General features: G+C 39.3%; 11 protein-coding genes. 7 read left to right on the top strand and 4 right to left on the bottom strand.

Annotated features, from left to right (window positions below; translation table 11 throughout):
* The first annotated feature begins 120 nt into the window (after positions 1-120).
* The gene (locus tag EDC41_RS01670; RefSeq protein ID WP_006252167.1) at positions 121-2,658 is read left to right on the top strand and encodes a class I adenylate cyclase; all 2,538 of its coding nucleotides are present in this window, start codon (positions 121-123) and stop codon (positions 2,656-2,658) included.
* A 30-nt stretch (positions 2,659-2,688) separates the two neighbouring features.
* Positions 2,689-4,557 (top strand): monovalent cation:proton antiporter-2 (CPA2) family protein, encoded by a 1,869-nt coding sequence (locus EDC41_RS01665; protein ID WP_006252166.1) that lies wholly within the window; start codon positions 2,689-2,691, stop codon positions 4,555-4,557.
* Positions 4,558-4,716: 159 nt separating this feature from the next.
* Here the strand turns inward: EDC41_RS01665 and malM are convergent, their stop codons facing one another.
* From malM to malK, 3 genes are all read right to left on the bottom strand, one after another.
* On the bottom strand, positions 4,717-5,613 hold the full coding sequence (gene malM / locus EDC41_RS01660; protein WP_006252165.1) for a maltose operon protein MalM: 897 nt from the start codon (positions 5,611-5,613) through the stop codon (positions 4,717-4,719).
* An 81-nt stretch (positions 5,614-5,694) separates the two neighbouring features.
* Positions 5,695-6,984: a maltoporin gene (locus EDC41_RS01655; protein ID WP_006248001.1), complete on the bottom strand. Its 1,290-nt coding sequence runs from the start codon at positions 6,982-6,984 to the stop codon at positions 5,695-5,697.
* Positions 6,985-7,081: 97 nt separating this feature from the next.
* Complete coding sequence (malK, locus tag EDC41_RS01650) at positions 7,082-8,200, bottom strand: maltose/maltodextrin ABC transporter ATP-binding protein MalK (RefSeq protein WP_006248002.1); 1,119 nt, start codon at positions 8,198-8,200, stop codon at positions 7,082-7,084.
* A gap of 357 nt (positions 8,201-8,557) precedes the next feature.
* On the opposite strand from malK, the gene malE reads away from it, so the two are divergent.
* From malE to EDC41_RS01630, 4 genes are all read left to right on the top strand, one after another.
* Positions 8,558-9,748 carry a maltose/maltodextrin ABC transporter substrate-binding protein MalE gene (gene malE / locus EDC41_RS01645; protein ID WP_006248003.1) on the top strand — a complete coding sequence of 397 codons (1,191 nt, stop codon included), beginning with the start codon at positions 8,558-8,560 and terminating at the stop codon, positions 9,746-9,748.
* Positions 9,749-9,866: 118 nt separating this feature from the next.
* The gene (gene malF, locus EDC41_RS01640) at positions 9,867-11,405 is read left to right on the top strand and encodes a maltose ABC transporter permease MalF (RefSeq protein ID WP_006248004.1); all 1,539 of its coding nucleotides are present in this window, start codon (positions 9,867-9,869) and stop codon (positions 11,403-11,405) included.
* Positions 11,406-11,457: 52 nt separating this feature from the next.
* On the top strand, positions 11,458-12,348 hold the full coding sequence (gene malG / locus EDC41_RS01635; protein ID WP_006248005.1) for a maltose ABC transporter permease MalG: 891 nt from the start codon (positions 11,458-11,460) through the stop codon (positions 12,346-12,348).
* Positions 12,349-12,422: 74 nt separating this feature from the next.
* The gene (locus tag EDC41_RS01630) at positions 12,423-14,480 is read left to right on the top strand and encodes an alpha-amylase (protein WP_006252163.1); all 2,058 of its coding nucleotides are present in this window, start codon (positions 12,423-12,425) and stop codon (positions 14,478-14,480) included.
* 113 nt (positions 14,481-14,593) lie between these two features.
* On the opposite strand, the gene malT is transcribed toward EDC41_RS01630, so the two are convergent.
* Entirely contained in the window at positions 14,594-17,320 is a 2,727-nt protein-coding gene (gene malT / locus EDC41_RS01625) for an HTH-type transcriptional regulator MalT (RefSeq protein ID WP_020824192.1), read from the bottom strand.
* Between the two features lie 163 nt (positions 17,321-17,483).
* Between malT and malP the strand changes: the two genes are divergently transcribed.
* The gene (malP, locus tag EDC41_RS01620) at positions 17,484-19,853 is read left to right on the top strand and encodes a maltodextrin phosphorylase (protein WP_006248008.1); all 2,370 of its coding nucleotides are present in this window, start codon (positions 17,484-17,486) and stop codon (positions 19,851-19,853) included.
* Positions 19,854-19,932 lie beyond the last annotated feature (79 nt).

The raw sequence follows: 19,932 nt of genomic DNA, 5'->3' as shown, positions 1-19,932 counted from the left end.
TCAGACATTTTTTGCAAAATAGGGAATGAAATTTAATTTCCCGATTTTTTACCCTATTACATAATAATCACTTTTCCGCTAAAATGCTAAACAGTTCACACTTTAGTAAGGAAAGCTGACGTGAAAACATTAACCCTGACAGCCAACAAAATAACAGCCGTAGAAGGCGCTGCCATTGGGGCGAACCAGGGGAGCTTCGCCCAAAAATTAAACTCTACTAAAGCACGAATTGATCAACTTAATGCATACCGAATAGAACGAGCTATCAATGCTAATAATCATCATTTTATGCATGTTTTCTCTCTCATTCCATTGCTTATTCATCTTAATCACCCTGTGTTACCGGCTTATGTTGAAAATGCACCACAAGGGATTTGGCATTTTCAACTCTCTGATTATCAAAAACAATTTCTGGTTTCTTACCGTTTTGATGAAGCAATCTCTGCCGATCATTTGGGCCCCCATCCCAGCTTTGATGCTCTTTATTCGATGGGTAGCACCGGTACTATTACCCAAACAAGCTGTTCTGATTTAGATTTATGGCTATGCTATCCGAACCATTTTACAATTGAACAATATAAGTTAATGGAGCTTAAAATTAATAAATTGCAAGAATGGGCAAAGACATTCCAAATCAACATCAATATTTATTTAATGAACCCAGAACAATTTAAGAGCCAAACTTATAACAGTAGCGTAACCGATGAACACAGTGGTTCAGCACAGCATTTTTTTCTATTAGATGAATTTTATCGTTCAGCTATTTTACTTGCCGGTAAGCGTTTACTCTGGTTGCATTTACATAAAAATGAATACCAAAATGTTCACAATAACCCTGAAATTGACTTAACGGAATGGATTGATTTCGGCGATTTTTCCAGCCTTTCAACCAGTGAATTTTTTGGTGCAAGCTTATGGCAGCTCTACAAAGGAATTAATAACCCTTATAAATCGGCAATTAAAATTTTATTGCTCGAATGCTACGCTCACACTTATCCTAAAACAAAGCTCATCTCCAAAGAATTTAAGAAAAAACTACTAAGTGACAATGCTTTGGAATATCACTTTGATCCCTACTTAGCCATGCTTGAATTGGTAACAGAACACTTAAGATCACGCAAAGAGTGGGTGAAATTAGACCGCTTGCGAGTCTGTTTTTATGCAAAAGCGGTTGAGGGAGAAATAAATAACAACTGGAGAAGTCGTGATTTAGACGAGCTGGTTAACCAATGGTCTTGGTCAGAAAAACAAATTCAATTACTTCAAAACCGTCAACATTGGAAAATTAAGCAAGTGATGAATCATGAGAATATGCTGATTGATCATTTACTACAAAGTTATCGAAATTTAATTCATTTTGCTCGAAAATTTCATATTAATCCGAGCATTATGACAAATGATACTGATATTTTAATGCGAAAACTTTATTCTGTATTTGAAGCACTTCCAGGAAAAATATCTTTAATTAATCATAAAATATCGTCCAATTTAGCAGAAAAAGCAATTACATTTATTGAAGCTAAAGTTGGATCTGCGTTACAACCCGGTTGGTATTTAGTTAATCAGGCACCTAAAAGTCGTTATGACTCTGAAAATCGTTATGTCCATTATAATAAAAGCCCGATTAAGCTTATTGCTTGGGGGTATTTTAACGGCATTATTAACGCAGCAACTAATTTACATACTGTTAGCCCTAATTTAGATATCGAGAAATTGCGACAATTTATCACCGACTTGCGCTTATCTTTCCCAATTCAAGCGCCGGAAGTGACCAATGATGACATGCATCACCCTAATGAAATTCGCAATTTGGTTATAGCGCTTAATTTAGTACAAGATCCAACCGAACATATCGATGAACTACCAAAAAAAGTTTATCCAAGCGATCTGTTTAATTTTGGTAAGGCACAAAAAACGTTAGTTGGTAGTGTGAGCATTATTTATCGAAATGTATGGAATGAAATTCGAACTCAACATTTTGACGGTGAAGATGCTATTTTAAAAGCACTAAAATTGGTATCCAATCGAATTTATCAAGGAAATTCTTCACCTCAATCAGTTAATGTTTTTTGCTATAGTAAATATCTACGTAGTGAGTTACGGGATTTTGTGGCAGATTTAGTTCATAAATGTATTACAATTCAGACTGGTTGTTTACTGCAAGAGAATGAATTTAGCACTTTAAAAGTAGCAGGAAAAACCTGGCAGTTTCTTTTTCATAAAAAAACATTTAGCATTAAACAAATTGATGAACAACAAGCGGTTGAAAATTTAAATTCTTTTGCAAAAACCAAGCAAAATGCTAAAAGCGAAAATGAAAAGAAAAAAGAATTTCCGCAGCAAATTAGTGAATTTGCCAGTGAAGGCTTTTTACAGTTTTTCTTTGAAGACAATGTCGATAATAGTTTTAATGTATATGTTGTAGATGAACGTAATAATGTCGAAAGTTACTATAACTGTTTCGGCAATAAAGAAGAGAAAATCAGGAAAATCAATAAATTACAAAATGAAAAACAATTAAAAACAGAAACACCAGCATCATTTGGAAGCTTTAATCATCCACAATTTTATCAACTTATTTCACCAAACGGTGAGTTATGTATTGTGCCGTTTCAAAGCCGCCAGCATTTAGATTATTTAGCACAAAAACATCATTAATCTTATTTATATTATACAGGTGGGAATTCTATGTCAGGATTAGTTAGTCCGGAATTAATTAAAACAGTCGTATTACTTGCAACCAGCGTCACTATTGTACCGCTATTTAAACGCCTTGGTTTAGGAAGCGTATTGGGTTATTTAGTCGCAGGATGTTTAATCGGGCCATCGGGCATTGGATTGTTCCAAGACCCTGCCGCTGTTGTGCATATGGCAGAACTTGGCGTGGTTATGTTTTTGTTTATTATTGGTTTGGAAATGCACCCGGAACTGCTTTGGGCGATGCGTAAAGCCATCTTCGGGCGAGGTTTCTTACAAGTTGCGATTTGCGGTACTTTATTAACCTTAGCCGGCATTTACTTATTAGGTTTTTCCAAAGAAGTGGCATTTATTGCCGGTATGGGTTTTACGCTATCTTCTACTGCCATTGTAATGCAAGTGCTGGAAGATAAAGGGATAAGTTCCACGCCAAAAGGGCAACGTATTGTTGCAACTTTACTATTTGAAGATTTAGCGATTGTGCCATTATTAGCCTCGGTTGCCTTTCTTGCTCCTAACCAAGTAGATGCTGAATCCAGTACTAATTGGTCTGCTATTGGTCTTAGCCTAGTTGCCGTTCTTATTTTGGTTGCGAGTGGAAAATGGCTGATGAACCCTATTTTCCGTGTTATTTCTAAAGCCAAAGTACGAGAAATGATGACTGCCGCTGCCTTACTTGTGGTATTAGGCTCCGCTCTTTTAATGGAAATCAGTGGGCTTTCAATGGCAATGGGGGCATTCCTTGCCGGAGTAATGCTTTCGGAGTCTTCTTTCCGCCATCAACTAGAAGCTGATATTGAACCCTTCCGTGGTTTACTTTTAGGCTTATTCTTTATGGGCGTAGGAATGTCATTAGACCTCAGCCTCGTCCTCAATAATTGGCTATGGTTATTGGTGATTGTAGCAGTTTATGTTATCGGTAAAGGCCTTGGAATCTTCATTGCTGCCTCTATCACCCGATTAACACTGAATGAATCTATTGTGCGAACTACCATTATGGCTCACGGTGGTGAATTTGCCTTTGTGCTATTCTCAGCCGCCGCAACCGCTGGGATTTTAACCCCAGATACTCACGCTACCTTAACCGCTGCGGTAATTGTCTCAATGTTGCTTTCCCCACTTCTCATTTTAATCAAGCAAGGAGTGAGAAAGAAAAAAGCGAAAAATGAATCCACTAATATGACAGGGGTTGAATTACCGGAAGATTTAGAAGCCAATGTATTAGTCATCGGTTTTGGACGCTTTAACCAAATAGTCTGCCAAGCCTTATTAGCCAAAGGACTAAGTGTATCGGTTATTGATTCAAATACTGATCATATTCGTGCTGCTGCTCGTTTTGGTTTTAAACTTTACTATGGTGATGGAGCGAGACTAGATGTACTTAGGGCATCTGGCATCGCCAATGCAAACTGCGTAATTGTTGGCGTAGGCAATCCGGAAAGAACGGAGAAAATCGTAGAGCTGATTAAATCTGAATACCCCTTAGTACCTGTATTTGCGAGAACCTATGATAGACAAAGTGCGGTTGATTTAGTCAAAAAGCACCACGTTGATTATCACATTCGAGAAACCTTTGAATCAGCCCTCGCATTAAGCCAAGCCGCCATTGAACGCTTAGGTTCTAGCGAGGAAGAGGCAAAACAAATTATCAGCTATGTTCGCCGATTAGATGCAGAACGCTTTAATGAGGAATTATTACACGGTTTCTCCGCAGAAGTTATCCGCAAATATTGGGTACCAACACCTTGGGTAAATCCACAACACGAAGGTAGTGCACTTAATGAAGAAACGGCTGATATTTTAGAAGAGCTTGGTGAGACAGTAGAAGTTATAAAAGTGGATATCACTGATAAAAATTAAAGAATTTATACTTTGAATCCTTATTCAAGTATAAGCCTTCCTATACATATCGCATAATCACTCGTAAAAAAGCACCCTATCGGCATAATCTGATAGGGTGTTAATGGTAATAAACCATCGCACGATGACAAGGAGAATATCTATGAAAAAAACAATAAATCAATTTGAACTTACATTTTTTAAGAAAATTTGGCGTGGAGAAGTCAGCCCTAATTTTTCTGCCTCGTTAACCAAATTCATCGCTTTATTAATATCTTTTGCTTTAATCGCTTTCATTACCGCCTGATTAAAATAGGCTTCCGTATCTTTATCTACTGCTGTTTTTACTGCAACTGGATTTTCTTTTATCGGCAACGGTATAGCCGTTTTAGCTGCCGGCGTTGCTGCTTTGTTTGAGCTGAAAATTTCAGTCGGTAATCCAATAAATTTAGTGCCGTTCGAGCCGGTAACGTTGATGTGAATTTGCCCTTTTAAACTGTGTGCTACTTCAATATCGTTAATTGCTGGTGGTTGTTTACCGGTTGCTTTTGCATAGGTTTTTGCCGGATGCGGCATCATCGTGGTTTTGGCTAAATCTTGCTGCGTGGTATAAATGAGCAAGTAAATATAATCTTGGTTCATTGCCGGCGTTAAATTAAGTTCTGCCCCTAAACGGCTACCTTTGAGTCCTCGCTCTTCCAATAATTTAAACTCAGAAGAGGGGTAAGTTGATGCCACATTAAATTGACTATCCAACACGACTGCCGTGGGTACAAAAACATTTTTGTCCATCACCGGGCTTTCGATTTCAATTTCCAATGTGCCTTGATTTGCCGGAATACGATAAGCTGCAACCGGGCTGGCAATACCGGCAAACGCTGTGGTAAATGCTTGTTTGTGTTGCTCGCTTAGATCTGTTTTTACGGTTTGTGAAAATGGCACATCTTGCCATTGAATTTGAGCTAATTCAGCCGAGTTAATATGAATAGACTTACCTGCCGAGCCATTTGCTATACTCGGAAACACCACCAAAAGATGGGCGAAGAATATTGCTGTCGAAAGAAGCGTTTTTTTCATATTAACCTCTAAAAATCGTGAAACTAGGATAAAGTGCTGAAATAGTGGGTAGGTAATCCTACCCACACAAAGGTTTGATGATTACCACCAAGCTTCAAATTGAACACCGGTGATAAACTCGCCGTCTTTGGCTTTATAGCCGGCATCGGTACGAGCTTTCGTGTTGAATTTATCATTCCAACGTGCATAAGTACCAAACACACGGATTGCAGGGCGAGCCCAAATGCTGTTACCTGCTTGCCATTGTTGTGCAACGGTGTATTTCACTAAGTCGTTTTTCTTGCCTGTGGCTTGATCTTTAATACGGTCATAACCTACTTCTAATAATGTACTCATTGTATCATTCCATTTGTACATTGGGCGGATACCGGCAGAATACCAAGTTTTACCTTGTTTATTATCTAGTTTTGTTTTTTCGTAGATTAAGGCATACATTACTTCAACTTTATCACTCGCTTGCACTACCCCTTGGTTGATTAAACGAAGCATATTGCCTTTATTATCTGCTTTTGAACCCTGTGCGTGACCGTTATTCCAAGAGGTCATAGAATCGGTTGCATATTGTGCGGTAAATTTATTGAAACCACCAAAGAAGTTACCTTGAGTGTATTCCGCTGTTACCATATAACCGTTTTTGGTTGCTCCTTTTTCAAGGGCTGCACCTTTCTTAGCATGTGCATTACCGTAATCAAAGCCTAACTCTAACGAACCATCTTTCCAAAGCTCAATACCGGCTAACCGAACATCAAAAATATCGTTGTAAACATCGGCTTTATTACGCTGCTTATCTAATTTAATTTTACCTGTGCTAGGATCTAATTTATAAACTGTAGTATATCCAAAAGTATTCGCCCCTCCACGCTCTGTATCACGAGTAACCGCTAAAGAGAGTTTTCCGAAGCCTAAATCAATATTTTCAACCCCTGCACCCGGACCTGAAATATCCCAGTAATAGAAGTCATTCATATGTACATCATGGCGTTGGTAAAAACGTTTACCAGCCCATAAGGTGGCACCTGGTAAACTATCTGCAAAGTTTTTGAACTGTACATTTAATTCACGTAGTGCTGGACTTGTTGGTGTCCAATCATTATTGTGAAGCGTACCGCCGTAAGCAAGGTTTGTATCAAAGTAGATAGATTTCTCACCACTTTTGAATAATTCCTGACCTAATTTCAATTCTGCATAGGTATCAGATTCGTTACCTAAACGGTATTTTGAACCACCACCATTTACCGTGAATGCGGATTGCTCCCCCCCCCCCGATGTCCAACCGATACCTGAACGTGCATATCCGTGGAAATCAACCGCTGATGCACTGGCTGCGAACATTGCACCACTGATTGCAACTGCTAGGACTGTTTTTTTCATAATAGAACCTCTCTTAAGATTTGATTTTACTTAGGTTAATTATTAATTGATTAGAAGATTGAAAATACCCTCTAAAATCAGTAATAAACTGAAATTGTTATACCCCTTTTTCAACAAACAAACGTTTGCAAGCTGTACCGTCTTCCTTAAATAAATGGCAGCGTTCCGGCAATATACCGATATTCAGATCGTCGCCTTCATTAACTAATACCACATCGTTTTGACGATAAATTAAGGTTGGTTGTTTGATTTCAGGGATTTCAAGGTGGATTTGTGTTTCATTTCCGAGCAATTCCACAACTTGCACAATACCGTGTAAGGTCACTTGGGTTTGATCCGAAGGAACTAAATGTTCCGGGCGGATACCTAAAGATAAGTTATCTCCCACATTCACCCCTTCGCCGGAAACCGGAATCCAAAAATTATGATGATTCGCATCAGGTAACTCAATTTTTACCCGTTCCGGCTCTACCGCAATCACTTTTACCGGTAAAAAGTTCATTTTAGGCGAGCCGATAAACCCTGCTACAAAGCGGTTTGCCGGGTAATGATAAAGTTCTAACGGTTTACCTACTTGAGCAATACCGCCGGCATTTAATACCACGATTTTGTCCGCTAATGTCATTGCTTCAACTTGATCGTGCGTAACATAAATCATTGTGCGGTTTAGTTTTTTATGTAATTTGGAAATTTCTACCCGCATTTGTACACGCAATGCGGCATCAAGGTTGGAAAGTGGTTCATCGAGTAAAAATACTTCCGGTTGGGAAACCAGTGTTCTACCAATAGCCACCCGTTGGCGTTGTCCGCCGGAAAGTGCTTTAGGTTTTCGATCTAATAAATGGGCAAGCTGTAAGATTTCGGCAACTTGGTTAACTCGTTGATCCCGCTCTGCTTTACTTACACCTGCCAGCTTTAAGCCAAAAGACATATTTTCGGCAACGTCTAAATGTGGATAGAGAGCATAGGATTGGAACACCATACCGATACCACGTTTTGAAGGCTCTACTTCATTCATCAGTTTTCCACCGATATAGAGTTCTCCTGTCGTAATATCTTCCAAACCTGCTATCATTCGTAATAGCGTAGATTTGCCACAACCTGACGGTCCAACGAAAACAACGAATTCTCCTTCGTTAATTTCTAAATTAATATCCTTAGAGATATGAACATCACCATACGATTTTCCCACGTTACGTAATGATACATTCGCCATAACTAAACCTCTTTTCTGCTTTTGCTTATTGGTTTTATTTAGGCTGAATAGTCGCCTTTTTATCTAAAGAAGAAATCATCCTAAAATACTTTTTTTTAGGGTTAGAGCCATAATTATTTAAAAAACGCCAATTCAGAAAAATTAAATAAATTTTGTGATCAACCTCTCATTTTTAATGCCTATTTTTGTGAAGCAGATCACAAAATGATAAAAAATGTTACTTAGATCATACTTTTAGCTTGGGGGGCGTAGAGCAAAGGGTGATCTCAAATAGATTGTATAGCCCATAATTTGCCATAATTTAATAAATGGGTTGTTTCATATCCGTTTCTTTTATTTAACTTCAAGGAGTTTTTTATGAAAAACAAATGTGTCAAATTCACCTTAGCTACTCTTGCTACCTTAGTTCTTTCAGGAACAGTAATGGCAAAAATGACGGAAGGTAAACTCGTTATCTGGATTAACGGTGATAAAGGGTACAATGGGCTTGCCGAAGTCGGTAAGAAATTTGAAAAAGATACCGGTGTTCAAGTTTTAGTTGAACACCCGGATAGACTTGAAGAAAAATTTGCACAGGTTGCCTCAACTGGTGACGGTCCGGATATTATGTTCTGGGCTCACGACCGCTTTGGTGGTTATGCACAATCCGGTTTATTGGCTGAAGTGAATGTAAGCAAAGAATTTAAAGATAAATTTGTCGATTTTGCTTGGGATGCTGAAACTTACAACGGCAAAATTATCGGTTATCCGGTTGCGATTGAAGCGATTTCATTAATTTATAATAAAGATTTAGTGAAAGAAGCACCAAAATCTTGGGAAGAAATTATTGAGTTAGATAAAAAACTCAAAAAAGAGGGCAAAAATGCCATTATGTGGAACTTATCCGAGCCCTATTTCACGTGGCCGATTGCGGCTTCAAACGGAGCTTATGCATTCAAATTTGCTAACGGCAAATACGATCCAAAAGATATTGGTGTGAACAATGAAGGGGCAGTAAAAGCACTACAATTTGTAGTCGATATGGTGAAAAATAAACATATTAGTGCGGATATGGACTATGCCGTTGCCGAAGCCTCCTTTAATAAAGGACAAAGTGCCTTAACCATCAATGGTCCTTGGTCTTGGGGCAATATTGATAAAAGCGGTATTAAATATGGTGTAACTTTACTCCCAACATTAAACGGTCAAGCTTCTAAACCATTCGTAGGGGTGTTAAGCGCCGGTGTAAACAGCTCAAGCCCAAATAAAGATTTAGCCAAAGAATTCTTAGAGAATTATTTACTCACCGACGACGGTTTAGATGCAGTCAATAAAGATAAACCTTTAGGTGCGGTGGCGTTAAAATCTTACCAAGAGAAATTAGCGGCTGATCCTCGTATTGCTGCAACGATGGCAAATGCGAAAAACGGTGAAATTATGCCAAATATTCCGCAAATGTCTTCTTTCTGGTATGCCGAAAAATCTGCTATCAATAATGCAGTGACCGGTCGTCAATCGGTGAAAGAAGCATTAGATGATGCACATTCACGCATTCAAAAACAACAATAATTCTTCATCATTCTGAGTGGGTTATTATGACCCACTCTATTTTTAGATTCACCCTAAATACAATAAAAGTACAGTAAAAGTACCGTAACAAAATGCAGTAAAAATTCGAGGTGCTGTTATGCTAACTCAAACTCAATCCAAATCCACTCATTGGCTCAAATATCTCTTAGCCGGATTAGTCTTGCTCCTTGACTTCTATCTTGTTGTCTTAATGTACTCACAAGGTGAATATCTTTTTGCTATTTTAACGCTGATTATTCTAACTTCCGGTGTCTATATTTTTACCAATAAAAATACCTATGCTTGGCGGTATGTTTACCCTGGCATTACCGGAATGGCAATTTTTATTTTGTTTCCGCTGGTTGCGACTATTGCAATTGCGTTTACCAACTATAGTGGTTCTAATCAATTATCCTTTGAACGAGCGGTATCCGTCTTAACTGAACAACGCTATTTTGCCGGAGATAAATATCAATTCACCCTTTATCCGCAAGCAGATAATAAATATCAAATTGCATTAACCAATCCGACGACAGAGCAAACTTTTGTGTCAGAGCCGATTTCATTGGCTACCGGAACGAATGTGGTTGTAACCGAGCAAAACAGACCAACCGGCGAAGTCGCTCCCCTTAAAGTGATTACGCAAAATCGGGCCGCACTTCAATCAATGAAAGTGGTTTTACCGAATAATAATGAACTGACAATGAGCTCATTACGTCAATTCTCCGAGCAAAAACCACGCTATCAATTTGATGAAGAAAATAAAATATTACTCAATAATGAGACTGGCAAACGTTATCAAGCAAATGACGAAACCGGTTTCTTCCAATCGATTGATGAAAACGGTCATTGGCAAAGCGAAACACTTGAACCAGGTTATACTGTCACATCAGGCTTTAATAACTTCATTAAAATTTTTACCGATGAAGGTATTCAAAAACCTTTTGTCCAAATATTTATTTGGACGGTGATCTTCTCTTTATTAACCGTTGTCTTTACCGTTATTCTCGGTATGGTTCTTGCCTGTTTGGTACAATGGGAGGCATTAAAAGGTAAAGCAGTCTATCGTGTCTTATTGATTTTACCTTATGCCGTACCATCATTTATTTCGATTCTGATTTTTAAAGGACTATTTAACCAAAGTTTTGGTGAGATCAATATGATTTTAAACCAACTATTCGGCATCAGCCCTGAATGGTTTAACGATCCGCTCCTTGCCAAAGTGATGATCTTAATTGTCAATACGTGGTTAGGTTATCCTTATATGATGATTTTATGTATGGGGTTACTCAAAGCTATTCCGGCTGATTTATATGAAGCCTCCGCAATGGACGGTGCTTCCACTTGGCAAAACTTCAGTAAAATCACTTTCCCATTACTGTTAAAACCACTTACTCCGTTAATGATTGCTTCGTTTGCATTTAACTTTAATAACTTTGTATTAATTCAACTATTAACAAACGGTCGCCCGGATATGATTGGAACAACCACTCCAGCCGGTTATACCGATTTATTAGTCAGCTACACCTATCGTATTGCCTTTGAAGGAAGTGGTACGCAAGATTTCGGCTTAGCAGCCGCCATCGCAACCATTATTTTCTTATTAGTCGGTGGCTTGGCACTCTTAAATATCAAAGCAACCAAAATGGAATTATAAAAGCGGGAGGGATTTAACAATCCCGACCCCAAACTAACTTTAGGAGTTATATATGGCAATTGTTCAATCTAAATCTGTGCGTTATCGGGTATGGGCAACCCATTTCATCTTAATCTGTTTCCTTGCCTTAATTATTTTCCCTTTATTAATGGTGATTGGCATTTCGTTACGACCGGGAAATCTGGCTATCGGTGATATTATTCCAAGCCAAATTTCGTGGGAACATTGGCAAGCCGCTCTTGGTTTTGATGTTACACACGCCGATGGTACAGTCACACCGCCGCCATTCCCGGTGCTACGCTGGTTATGGAACTCCATCAAAGTGGCAACAATTACCTCTATCGGCATTGTAACCTTATCTACGACCTGTGCTTATGCATTTGCCCGAATGAAATTTAAAGGCAAAAAAACCATTCTACAAGGTATGCTGATTTTCCAAATGTTCCCGGCAGTGCTTTCCTTAGTTGCCTTATATGCGTTGTTTGATCGTCTTGGGCAGTATGTACCGTTTCTTGGTTTAAACACACACGGTGGTGTTATTTTTGCCTACTTAGGCGGAATTGCCTTACACGTTTGGACAATCAAAGGCTACTTTGAAACGATTGATGGTTCATTGGAAGAAGCCGCTTCCCTTGATGGTGCAACCCCGTGGCAAGCGTTCCGATTAATCTTATTACCGCTTTCAGTGCCGATTTTGGCGGTAGTTTTCATTCTTTCATTTATTGCCGCCATTACCGAAGTACCGGTTGCCTCACTCCTATTGCGTGATGTAAACAGCTACACCCTAGCCGTTGGTATGCAACAATACCTCTATCCGCAAAACTATTTATGGGGTGACTTCGCAGCAGCGGCGGTCTTATCCGCAATTCCGATTACGCTGGTCTTCTTATTGGCACAACGCTGGTTAATCGGTGGTTTAACTGCCGGCGGCGTGAAAGGCTAGTTTGCAAAAAATTCTCTAAAAACGACCGCTTGTCGAGCTGATACTGCGGTCGTCAATCTTTATTAGGGCTGTCTATGAAAAATGCGTTACCTTATCTCTGCTTATTCTATACCTCAAGCCTTTTTGCCCAATCTTGGCAACATTCTCATTTTTCTGATTTTAACGATAATCTCGAAAAACGGTTGTATCAATCTCAAGTTCAATTGGAAAAAGGGAGCTATCCGCTTAGGTTCAAATTTGGCGAACAATGTTATCAACCCCAACAAGCGATAAAATTAAATCAATCGGTTGCGTTAGTCCCTTGTATAAATGAAGCTCCACAACTGCGGTTGTTTCGTCAAGGCAACTATCTGGCACAAATTGATCTGCGAAGCGGCACTCCGACACTCACAATCAGCGTAGAACAGCAGCTACAGCACAATGAAGCGATGTTTCAAAGTTGCCCGAATTGGGATAAAAAACCGATTGAAATTGATGTTTCTTCCACTTTTGCCGAAGGCGAATCGGTTAGCGATTTTTATTCAGGCAACACCGCTATCGTTAAAAACGGCAAAGTCACCTTAATGCCCAATGAAAACGCAAGCGGTCTGATTTTGCTGGAAAAAAGCAATACCGAAAATACGGCAACGTTTGATTGGAAAAATGCCACCGTCTATTTTGTGCTGACCGACCGCTTTTATAACGGCGATCCGACCAATGACCACAGCTACCACCGCCAAAAAGACGGAATGCAAGAAATCGGCACCTTTCACGGTGGTGATTTAAAAGGATTAACCGAAAAGCTCGATTACCTACAACAACTTGGGGTAAACGTATTGTGGATTAGCTCTCCGTTAGAACAAATGCACGGCTGGGTTGGCGGCGGTGATAAGGGGGATTTTCCGCATTATGGCTATCACGGTTACTATCATTTAGATTGGACGAAATTAGATGCCAATATGGGTACTGAAGACGATTTAAGTCGCTTTGTTCAACAAGCCCACCAGCGTGGTATTCGGGTGCTATTTGATGTGGTGATGAACCATACCGGCTACGCGACGCTTGCCGATATGCAGGAGTTTAACTTTGGCGGATTTTACTTAACACCGGACGAAATTAGCCGCACATTAGGCGAAAAATGGACACACTGGAAGCCGAAATCAGGACAAAATTGGCACAGTTTCAATGATTTCATTCGCTTTAACGATAATCAGGCTTGGCAAAATTGGTGGGGAAAAGAATGGGTTAGAGCTGATATTGCCGATTACGACAGCCCTAAATTTGATGATTTAAAAATGTCGCTCGCTGCCCTTCCTGATCTAAAAACCGAGAGCGAACAAGCGGTCAAATTACCTGAATTTTTTGCAAATAAAAATACCAATGCCAAAACATTACCAAACGCCAAAGTGCGTGATTATTTAATTGGTTGGTTATCCGATTGGGTCAGAAAATATGGCATTGACGGTTTTCGGGTTGATACCGCCAAACACGTTGAAAAATCCACGTGGCTGGTATTAAAACAATCGGCACAACAAGCCTTAAACGAATGGCAAAAAGCCAATCCGAACGCCGGTTTTAACGATCGCTTTTGGATGACAGGAGAAGCGTGGGGACACGGCGTGTTCAAAAGTGACTATTATCAAAACGGTTTTGATGCAATGATCAATTTCGATTTTCAAGATCAGGCTAAACAAGGGTTAAATTGCTTTGCCCATATTGAGCCGATTTATGCCGAAATGAATCGCAAATTAAGCGACTTCAATGTGTTGAGCTATTTATCTTCACACGATACTCGATTATTTTTCCATTCGGATAGTGAACAAAATATCGAAAAACACAAAACCGCCGCAAATTTGCTGTTGCTTTCACCCGGTGCAGTGCAAATCTATTATGGTGATGAAAGTGGGCGGACATTTGGTGCGACCGGTTCAGACCTGATACAAGGCACCCGGTCGGATATGAATTGGCAAGAGTTGCAGCAAGATCCTCAGAAACAGGCATTGCATCAACATTGGCAAAAATTGACACAATTCCGCCAACGCCATCCGGCTATTGGCGCAGGTGTCCATCAACTCATCAAAAATGATAGCTACTTTGCATTTAAGCGTGTGTTGAATGAAGATAAAGTGATGGTGGTTTGGGCCGGAAATTAAATCTACTTTGGCTTCAAGTTTTCTCTCTTCTGGGGAAAACTTGAAGCCGGTTCGGGGAAACAAGTTGCAAAAAATTACTAAAAATAGACCGCTTGTTCCCCATGAGCTTGTGATCAATGATACCCCATCAACATCAGCAGTTCTTTCGTATAGCTGATTGCTTCGTTACGATTCGTCACACCGATTTTCTGATAAAGATTTCGGATATGGGTTTTAATCGTGGTTGCAGCCACTTGCAATTCATCTGAAATTTGTTCATTGCTATATCCGGAGTAAATCAAACCCAATACTTGCCATTCCCGCTGAGTGAGCGGACTAATTTTTAAGAGTTCCGGCACTTTCGGATTTTTCAATAATTGATTCACAAAGTTTTCATCAAAATGGGCAAATTTTTGGCGATAAAATTGATTGATGTTGCGTAAAATAAACTGTGCTTTGTGCAATACCAGTTCATCTAGCACATTAAGTTGCAATAAATGGCGGATCTGCTGTGCCATTACATCCCCTTCAATCACAAACGCACTGATAAAATTCGTTTGGCGGGTGAGTTTTAGTGCCTGAATTAAATCTTGCTGAGCCAATTCTTTCTCGCCTTGTAAAAAATAAAGCCGGTTACGAACAATTAATGCGCGATTTAAATCGCTAATCAGAGAAAATTTTTCAGCCGTTTCAATTAAATTATCTAAAATGGCTTTCGCCTCGTGATATTCCTCAAGCAAGATTCGAGACCGTGCAATATTTCGCCATTGCACTTGGGTAAAATGATTTTTATCTGAAACCGGTGAGGGGTTTTGAATTAACCAGTTCCTCACCGCAGAAACGTCATTGGTCATCTGCCAATAAAATATACGTACCTGATCGGCGTTGGCAATCCAATCGTGGTGATAAGAATGAGAATGTTCTAATTGTTCGACCTCGCCTAATAATCGGGCAGTGTTATCCAAATTGCCTCGAGCCAACGAGATCTTCGTGAGTAAAGTTAAGCATTGTAACTTATCTTCAAATTTAGATAAGGCATTCATTCCGGCAACTGCCATTGATTCAGCTTTATCTAAGTTATACCATTCCCATAAAATCTTGCCTTTAGAACGTAGCAAAAATTCATACATCGGCACTTTTTGTAGATGGTTTTCTTTCACAAACTCGCTTGCTTTATCTAACATTTCATAGGCTGCTTGTGAAAACCCTTGGGCAAGCAAAATTTCAGATTGTTGAAGCTGTGACCACAAAATATTGTGGTAAGTATGATGCTGACGTGCCATACGCTCTGCTTTTTGCAACATTGCTAATGCTTCTGCCAGATTGCCGTGGCAATGATGAGCTTCGCCAATAATAGACGTTGCAACAATATGAGCATAATAGGCATTTTCTGAAAGATCGTTTAACGCTTCAGACGCTAATTGAAGTGCGGTATTCTCATCACCGGAATTGATAGCAACTTGTGCCCGTAGCACATTAAATTCCGCATTGGCAGTTTTGCTCAATTCAATTTTATTTTCAGTTAATGCACGAGAAAAATCCGCTAAAATACCACCTACTTCAATATGGCGGTGCTGGCTTTGTACCAACCAGGCTTTGAGTAACACCAAATTAGTATGTTCGGTTAAATGGGCGTAATCTAAGCAATTTAAGCTCTCTTCCAATAATTTGAGTTCTCCTTGATGAAACACCGTCCAAGCGTGTTTGCTCAAAATATTGAGTAGTAATCCGGTATCCGATAACTGCATTGCGTGATGTAAGGCTTCTGTAACATAGCCTAATTGTAACCACGCATTCGCCGCCTTTTGATGCAGTTGCGGTAATTCAGCATATAACTCATTTTGGCAACATAAATTTAAAAAGGAAGCAAAAAGCGGATGGAATTTCCACCAGCTATCATCACTACTCTGCCACTTACTGTTTGCCATTTGTTGTAAAAACAAACCTTGCTTTTCGAGAGACTCTAATTTGGTGCGACTGTTTTGCTCCCCTGTAACAGCCTGCACTAAAGACTCATTTATTGAATGCAAAACCGAACAACGCAAAATAAACAAACGAGTCTCTTCATCGACTTTATTAAGCACTTCATCGGCTAAATATTCGTTAATATGAAAATGGTTTGATTTGGCTAAACGTTTGGCAATATCTTGCAGTGGTACTTGTAGCGTGTGTGATTTATTTTTTGCAAAAAGGCTAATTAGCTGAAGGGCTGTGGGCCACCCTTCAACTTCGTTACACAGTGCGATAACATCTTGCTGATTTAACTCCGAACCTAATCTTGCTTGAAAAAAAGCGGTACTTTCTTGGTGATCAAACATTAACTGGTTAATATCAATTTCCAATAATTGTTCTTGCACTCTTAAACTGGCAATACTTAACGGGGGAATTGATCGAGAAATCAAGATAAGCGTCATATTAGACGGTTGATGTTTAATCCAATATTTTAATGCTTCGTGAATTTCATCATTTTCAATAATATGATAATCATCAATAGCAAGATAAAAATGCTCTGAAAATGCCGCGGCTTTAATCAATAATTGATTAAATAAAGCTAATAAATTAGCTTTACGATTTTCCTCTAACAATACGTCTATTTCTTCATTGATTGCTGAATGCAATGCCGCACTAAAATAAGTGGCAAAACGATCTGAATTATTATCGCCTTCATCTAACGCATACCAGCCGATATTCTTTTTATTTTCAATCCATTGGGAAACCAGAGTGGTTTTGCCATAACCTGCCGGTGCATTTATCAATACGACCGGATAACTGCAAGATTTGTCTAATTCTTGAATTAAACGTTTTCGAGGAATGCTGTTTTGTAATCGAAAAGAACAAACAAGTTTTGATGGTATTAACATAATAAATTCAATTTTCTCTCATAACAAAATAGGGATGATATATCCACCATTTGTGTTCTCACTACTTCCTTATAATCATACCATACAAGATGATTATTGGGATGATTTGATTTTATTTGGATTTTACATAATAGCGACATTCATCTTTAACCGGGGGTTTCCTATGACATTTAATTCTATTGTAGAAAAATACTGTCGCTACTTTGATGTGACAGATCCAAAACACTTTACCTTACAGCAGTGGTATCAAGTTGTTGCTGAAGGTTCCCTTGAGCTAATTTATAGCCAGCCTGCAACCAAACCGACAGAATCACGCCACGTGAACTACCTCTCAATGGAGTTCTTAATCGGTCGGTTAACCGGCAATAATTTAATGAATTTAGGTTATTACGAACAAATTCGTGACTATCTTAAACAATATCAAGTTGAATTAGTAGATGTTTTAGAACAAGAGCGTGATCCGGCACTGGGTAATGGCGGATTAGGTCGTCTTGCTGCCTGCTTTTTAGATTCGATGGCAACTGTCGGACAAAATGCAACCGGCTATGGGCTTCATTATCAATATGGTCTGTTTAAACAAAGCTTCAAAGAGGGAATGCAGAAAGAAGCAGCGGATACTTGGGCTCGTGACAGCTACCCGTGGCATCGTTTTAATCCGTCTAAAACCCGCCATATCGGGTTTGGTGGAAAAATCAAACATATCCAAGCCGATCAATATGAATGGCAGCCTAAATTGACCATTCAAGGCAAAGCCTTTGACTTGCCGATTGTAGGTTATAAAAACAACATCATTCAACCATTACGTTTATGGCAAGCAGATAGTGACCAATCTTTTGATTTTGATGCCTTTAATGAGGGTAAATTTTTAAGTGCCGATAAAACGATTGTCAATGCAGCCGCACTAACTCAAGTGCTGTATCCAAACGACAACCATCAAGCCGGACAAAAATTACGCTTAATGCAGCAATACTTCCATTGTGCCTGCTCGGTTGCCGATATTTTAGATCGTCACATTAGCGAAGGTTATTCGTTAGAAGATTTAGCAAAACGCCAAGTTATTCAACTCAATGATACCCATCCAACGCTCGCTATACCTGAATTGATGCGTGTACTGTTAGATGAACATCAATTCACTTGGGAGCAGGCTTGGGATATTTGCAGCAATACCTTTGCTTACACTAACCATACCTTATTACCTGAAGCACTTGAACAATGGGATCAACGCCTATTTAAGCAGCTATTACCTCGCCATTATCAAATTGTGGAAAAAATCAATGATATTTTCCACGACAAAGTACAGGCAGAATTTGGTGATGATGCAAAAATTTGGGAAAAATTAGCCGTGCTATTTGATTACCGTGTGCGTATGGCAAACCTCTGCGTTGTCACCTGCTTCCGTGTAAACGGCGTTGCGGAAATTCACTCCGATCTCTTAGTGACCGATCTATTCCCGGAATACCACAAATTATTCCCAACAAAATTCTGCAATGTTACTAACGGCATCACACCTCGCCGCTGGATTCGACAAGCTAATCCACAATTAAGTGATTTATTGGATCGTACCTTAAAACAAGATTGGACACACAATCTGGAATTATTAAAAGGCGTTGAACAATATGCGGATGACACCGGTTTCCGTGAAGAATATCAACGCATTAAACGCAATAACAAAGTGGTTTTAGCCAATGAAATCCATAAAACATTAGGGTTAAATGTCAATCCTAATGCGATTTTTGATGTGCAAATTAAGCGTTTCCACGAATATAAACGCCAACATTTGAATTTGTTAAACATTATTGCGACCTATCAATCGCTAAAAGCTAACCCGAACCAAGACTACACACCACGTCTATTCCTATTCTCGGGCAAAGCTGCACCGGGTTATTATTTAGCAAAAAATATTATTCACGCTATTAATAATGTGGCAGATATTATTAATAACGACAAGCAGGTAAATGATCGACTACAAGTGGCATTCTTACCGGATTATCGAGTCAGTCTTGCGGAAAAAATTATTCCAGCAGCTGATGTATCAGAACAGATTTCAATGGCAGGTAAAGAAGCCTCCGGTACCGGTAATATGAAATTGGCACTCAACGGCGCATTAACCTTAGGTACGCTAGACGGTGCCAATGTTGAAATTGCTGATATGGTCGGTGAGGAGAATGTCTTTATCTTCGGTCACACCGTAGAAAGCGTGAGGGAATTATTAGCAAAAGGCTACCAACCGAAAGCCTACTATAACCAAGATCCGATTCTGAAAAATGCGGTTGATTTCTTAGCCACAGGAAAAGCCTCTAACGGAGATAAAGAGGCATTCAAGCTGATGTTAGATAGCCTGTTGGAACGAGATCCTTTCCTAGTCTTTGCCGACTTTGATAGCTATCGCCAAGCACAAGAGAAAATTGGTGTAGCCTATTTAGATCAAGAAACTTGGCTGCGTAGTGCAATTTTAAATACTGCTCGTTTGGGTGCATTTAGCTCAGACCGCTCAATTAAAGATTATCAACAACGTATTTGGTTGAATAGATAATAAATTCGGGCGACTTCTACAATAAAGAAAGTCGCCTATTTTCTGCTGTATTTCATATGTATTTATATATGGAGAGAAA

This window comes from Mannheimia haemolytica, from assembly GCF_004342115.1.
Classification (GTDB): Bacteria; Pseudomonadota; Gammaproteobacteria; order Enterobacterales; family Pasteurellaceae; genus Mannheimia; species Mannheimia haemolytica.
This window is presented reverse-complemented; position numbering and strand designations above follow the sequence as displayed.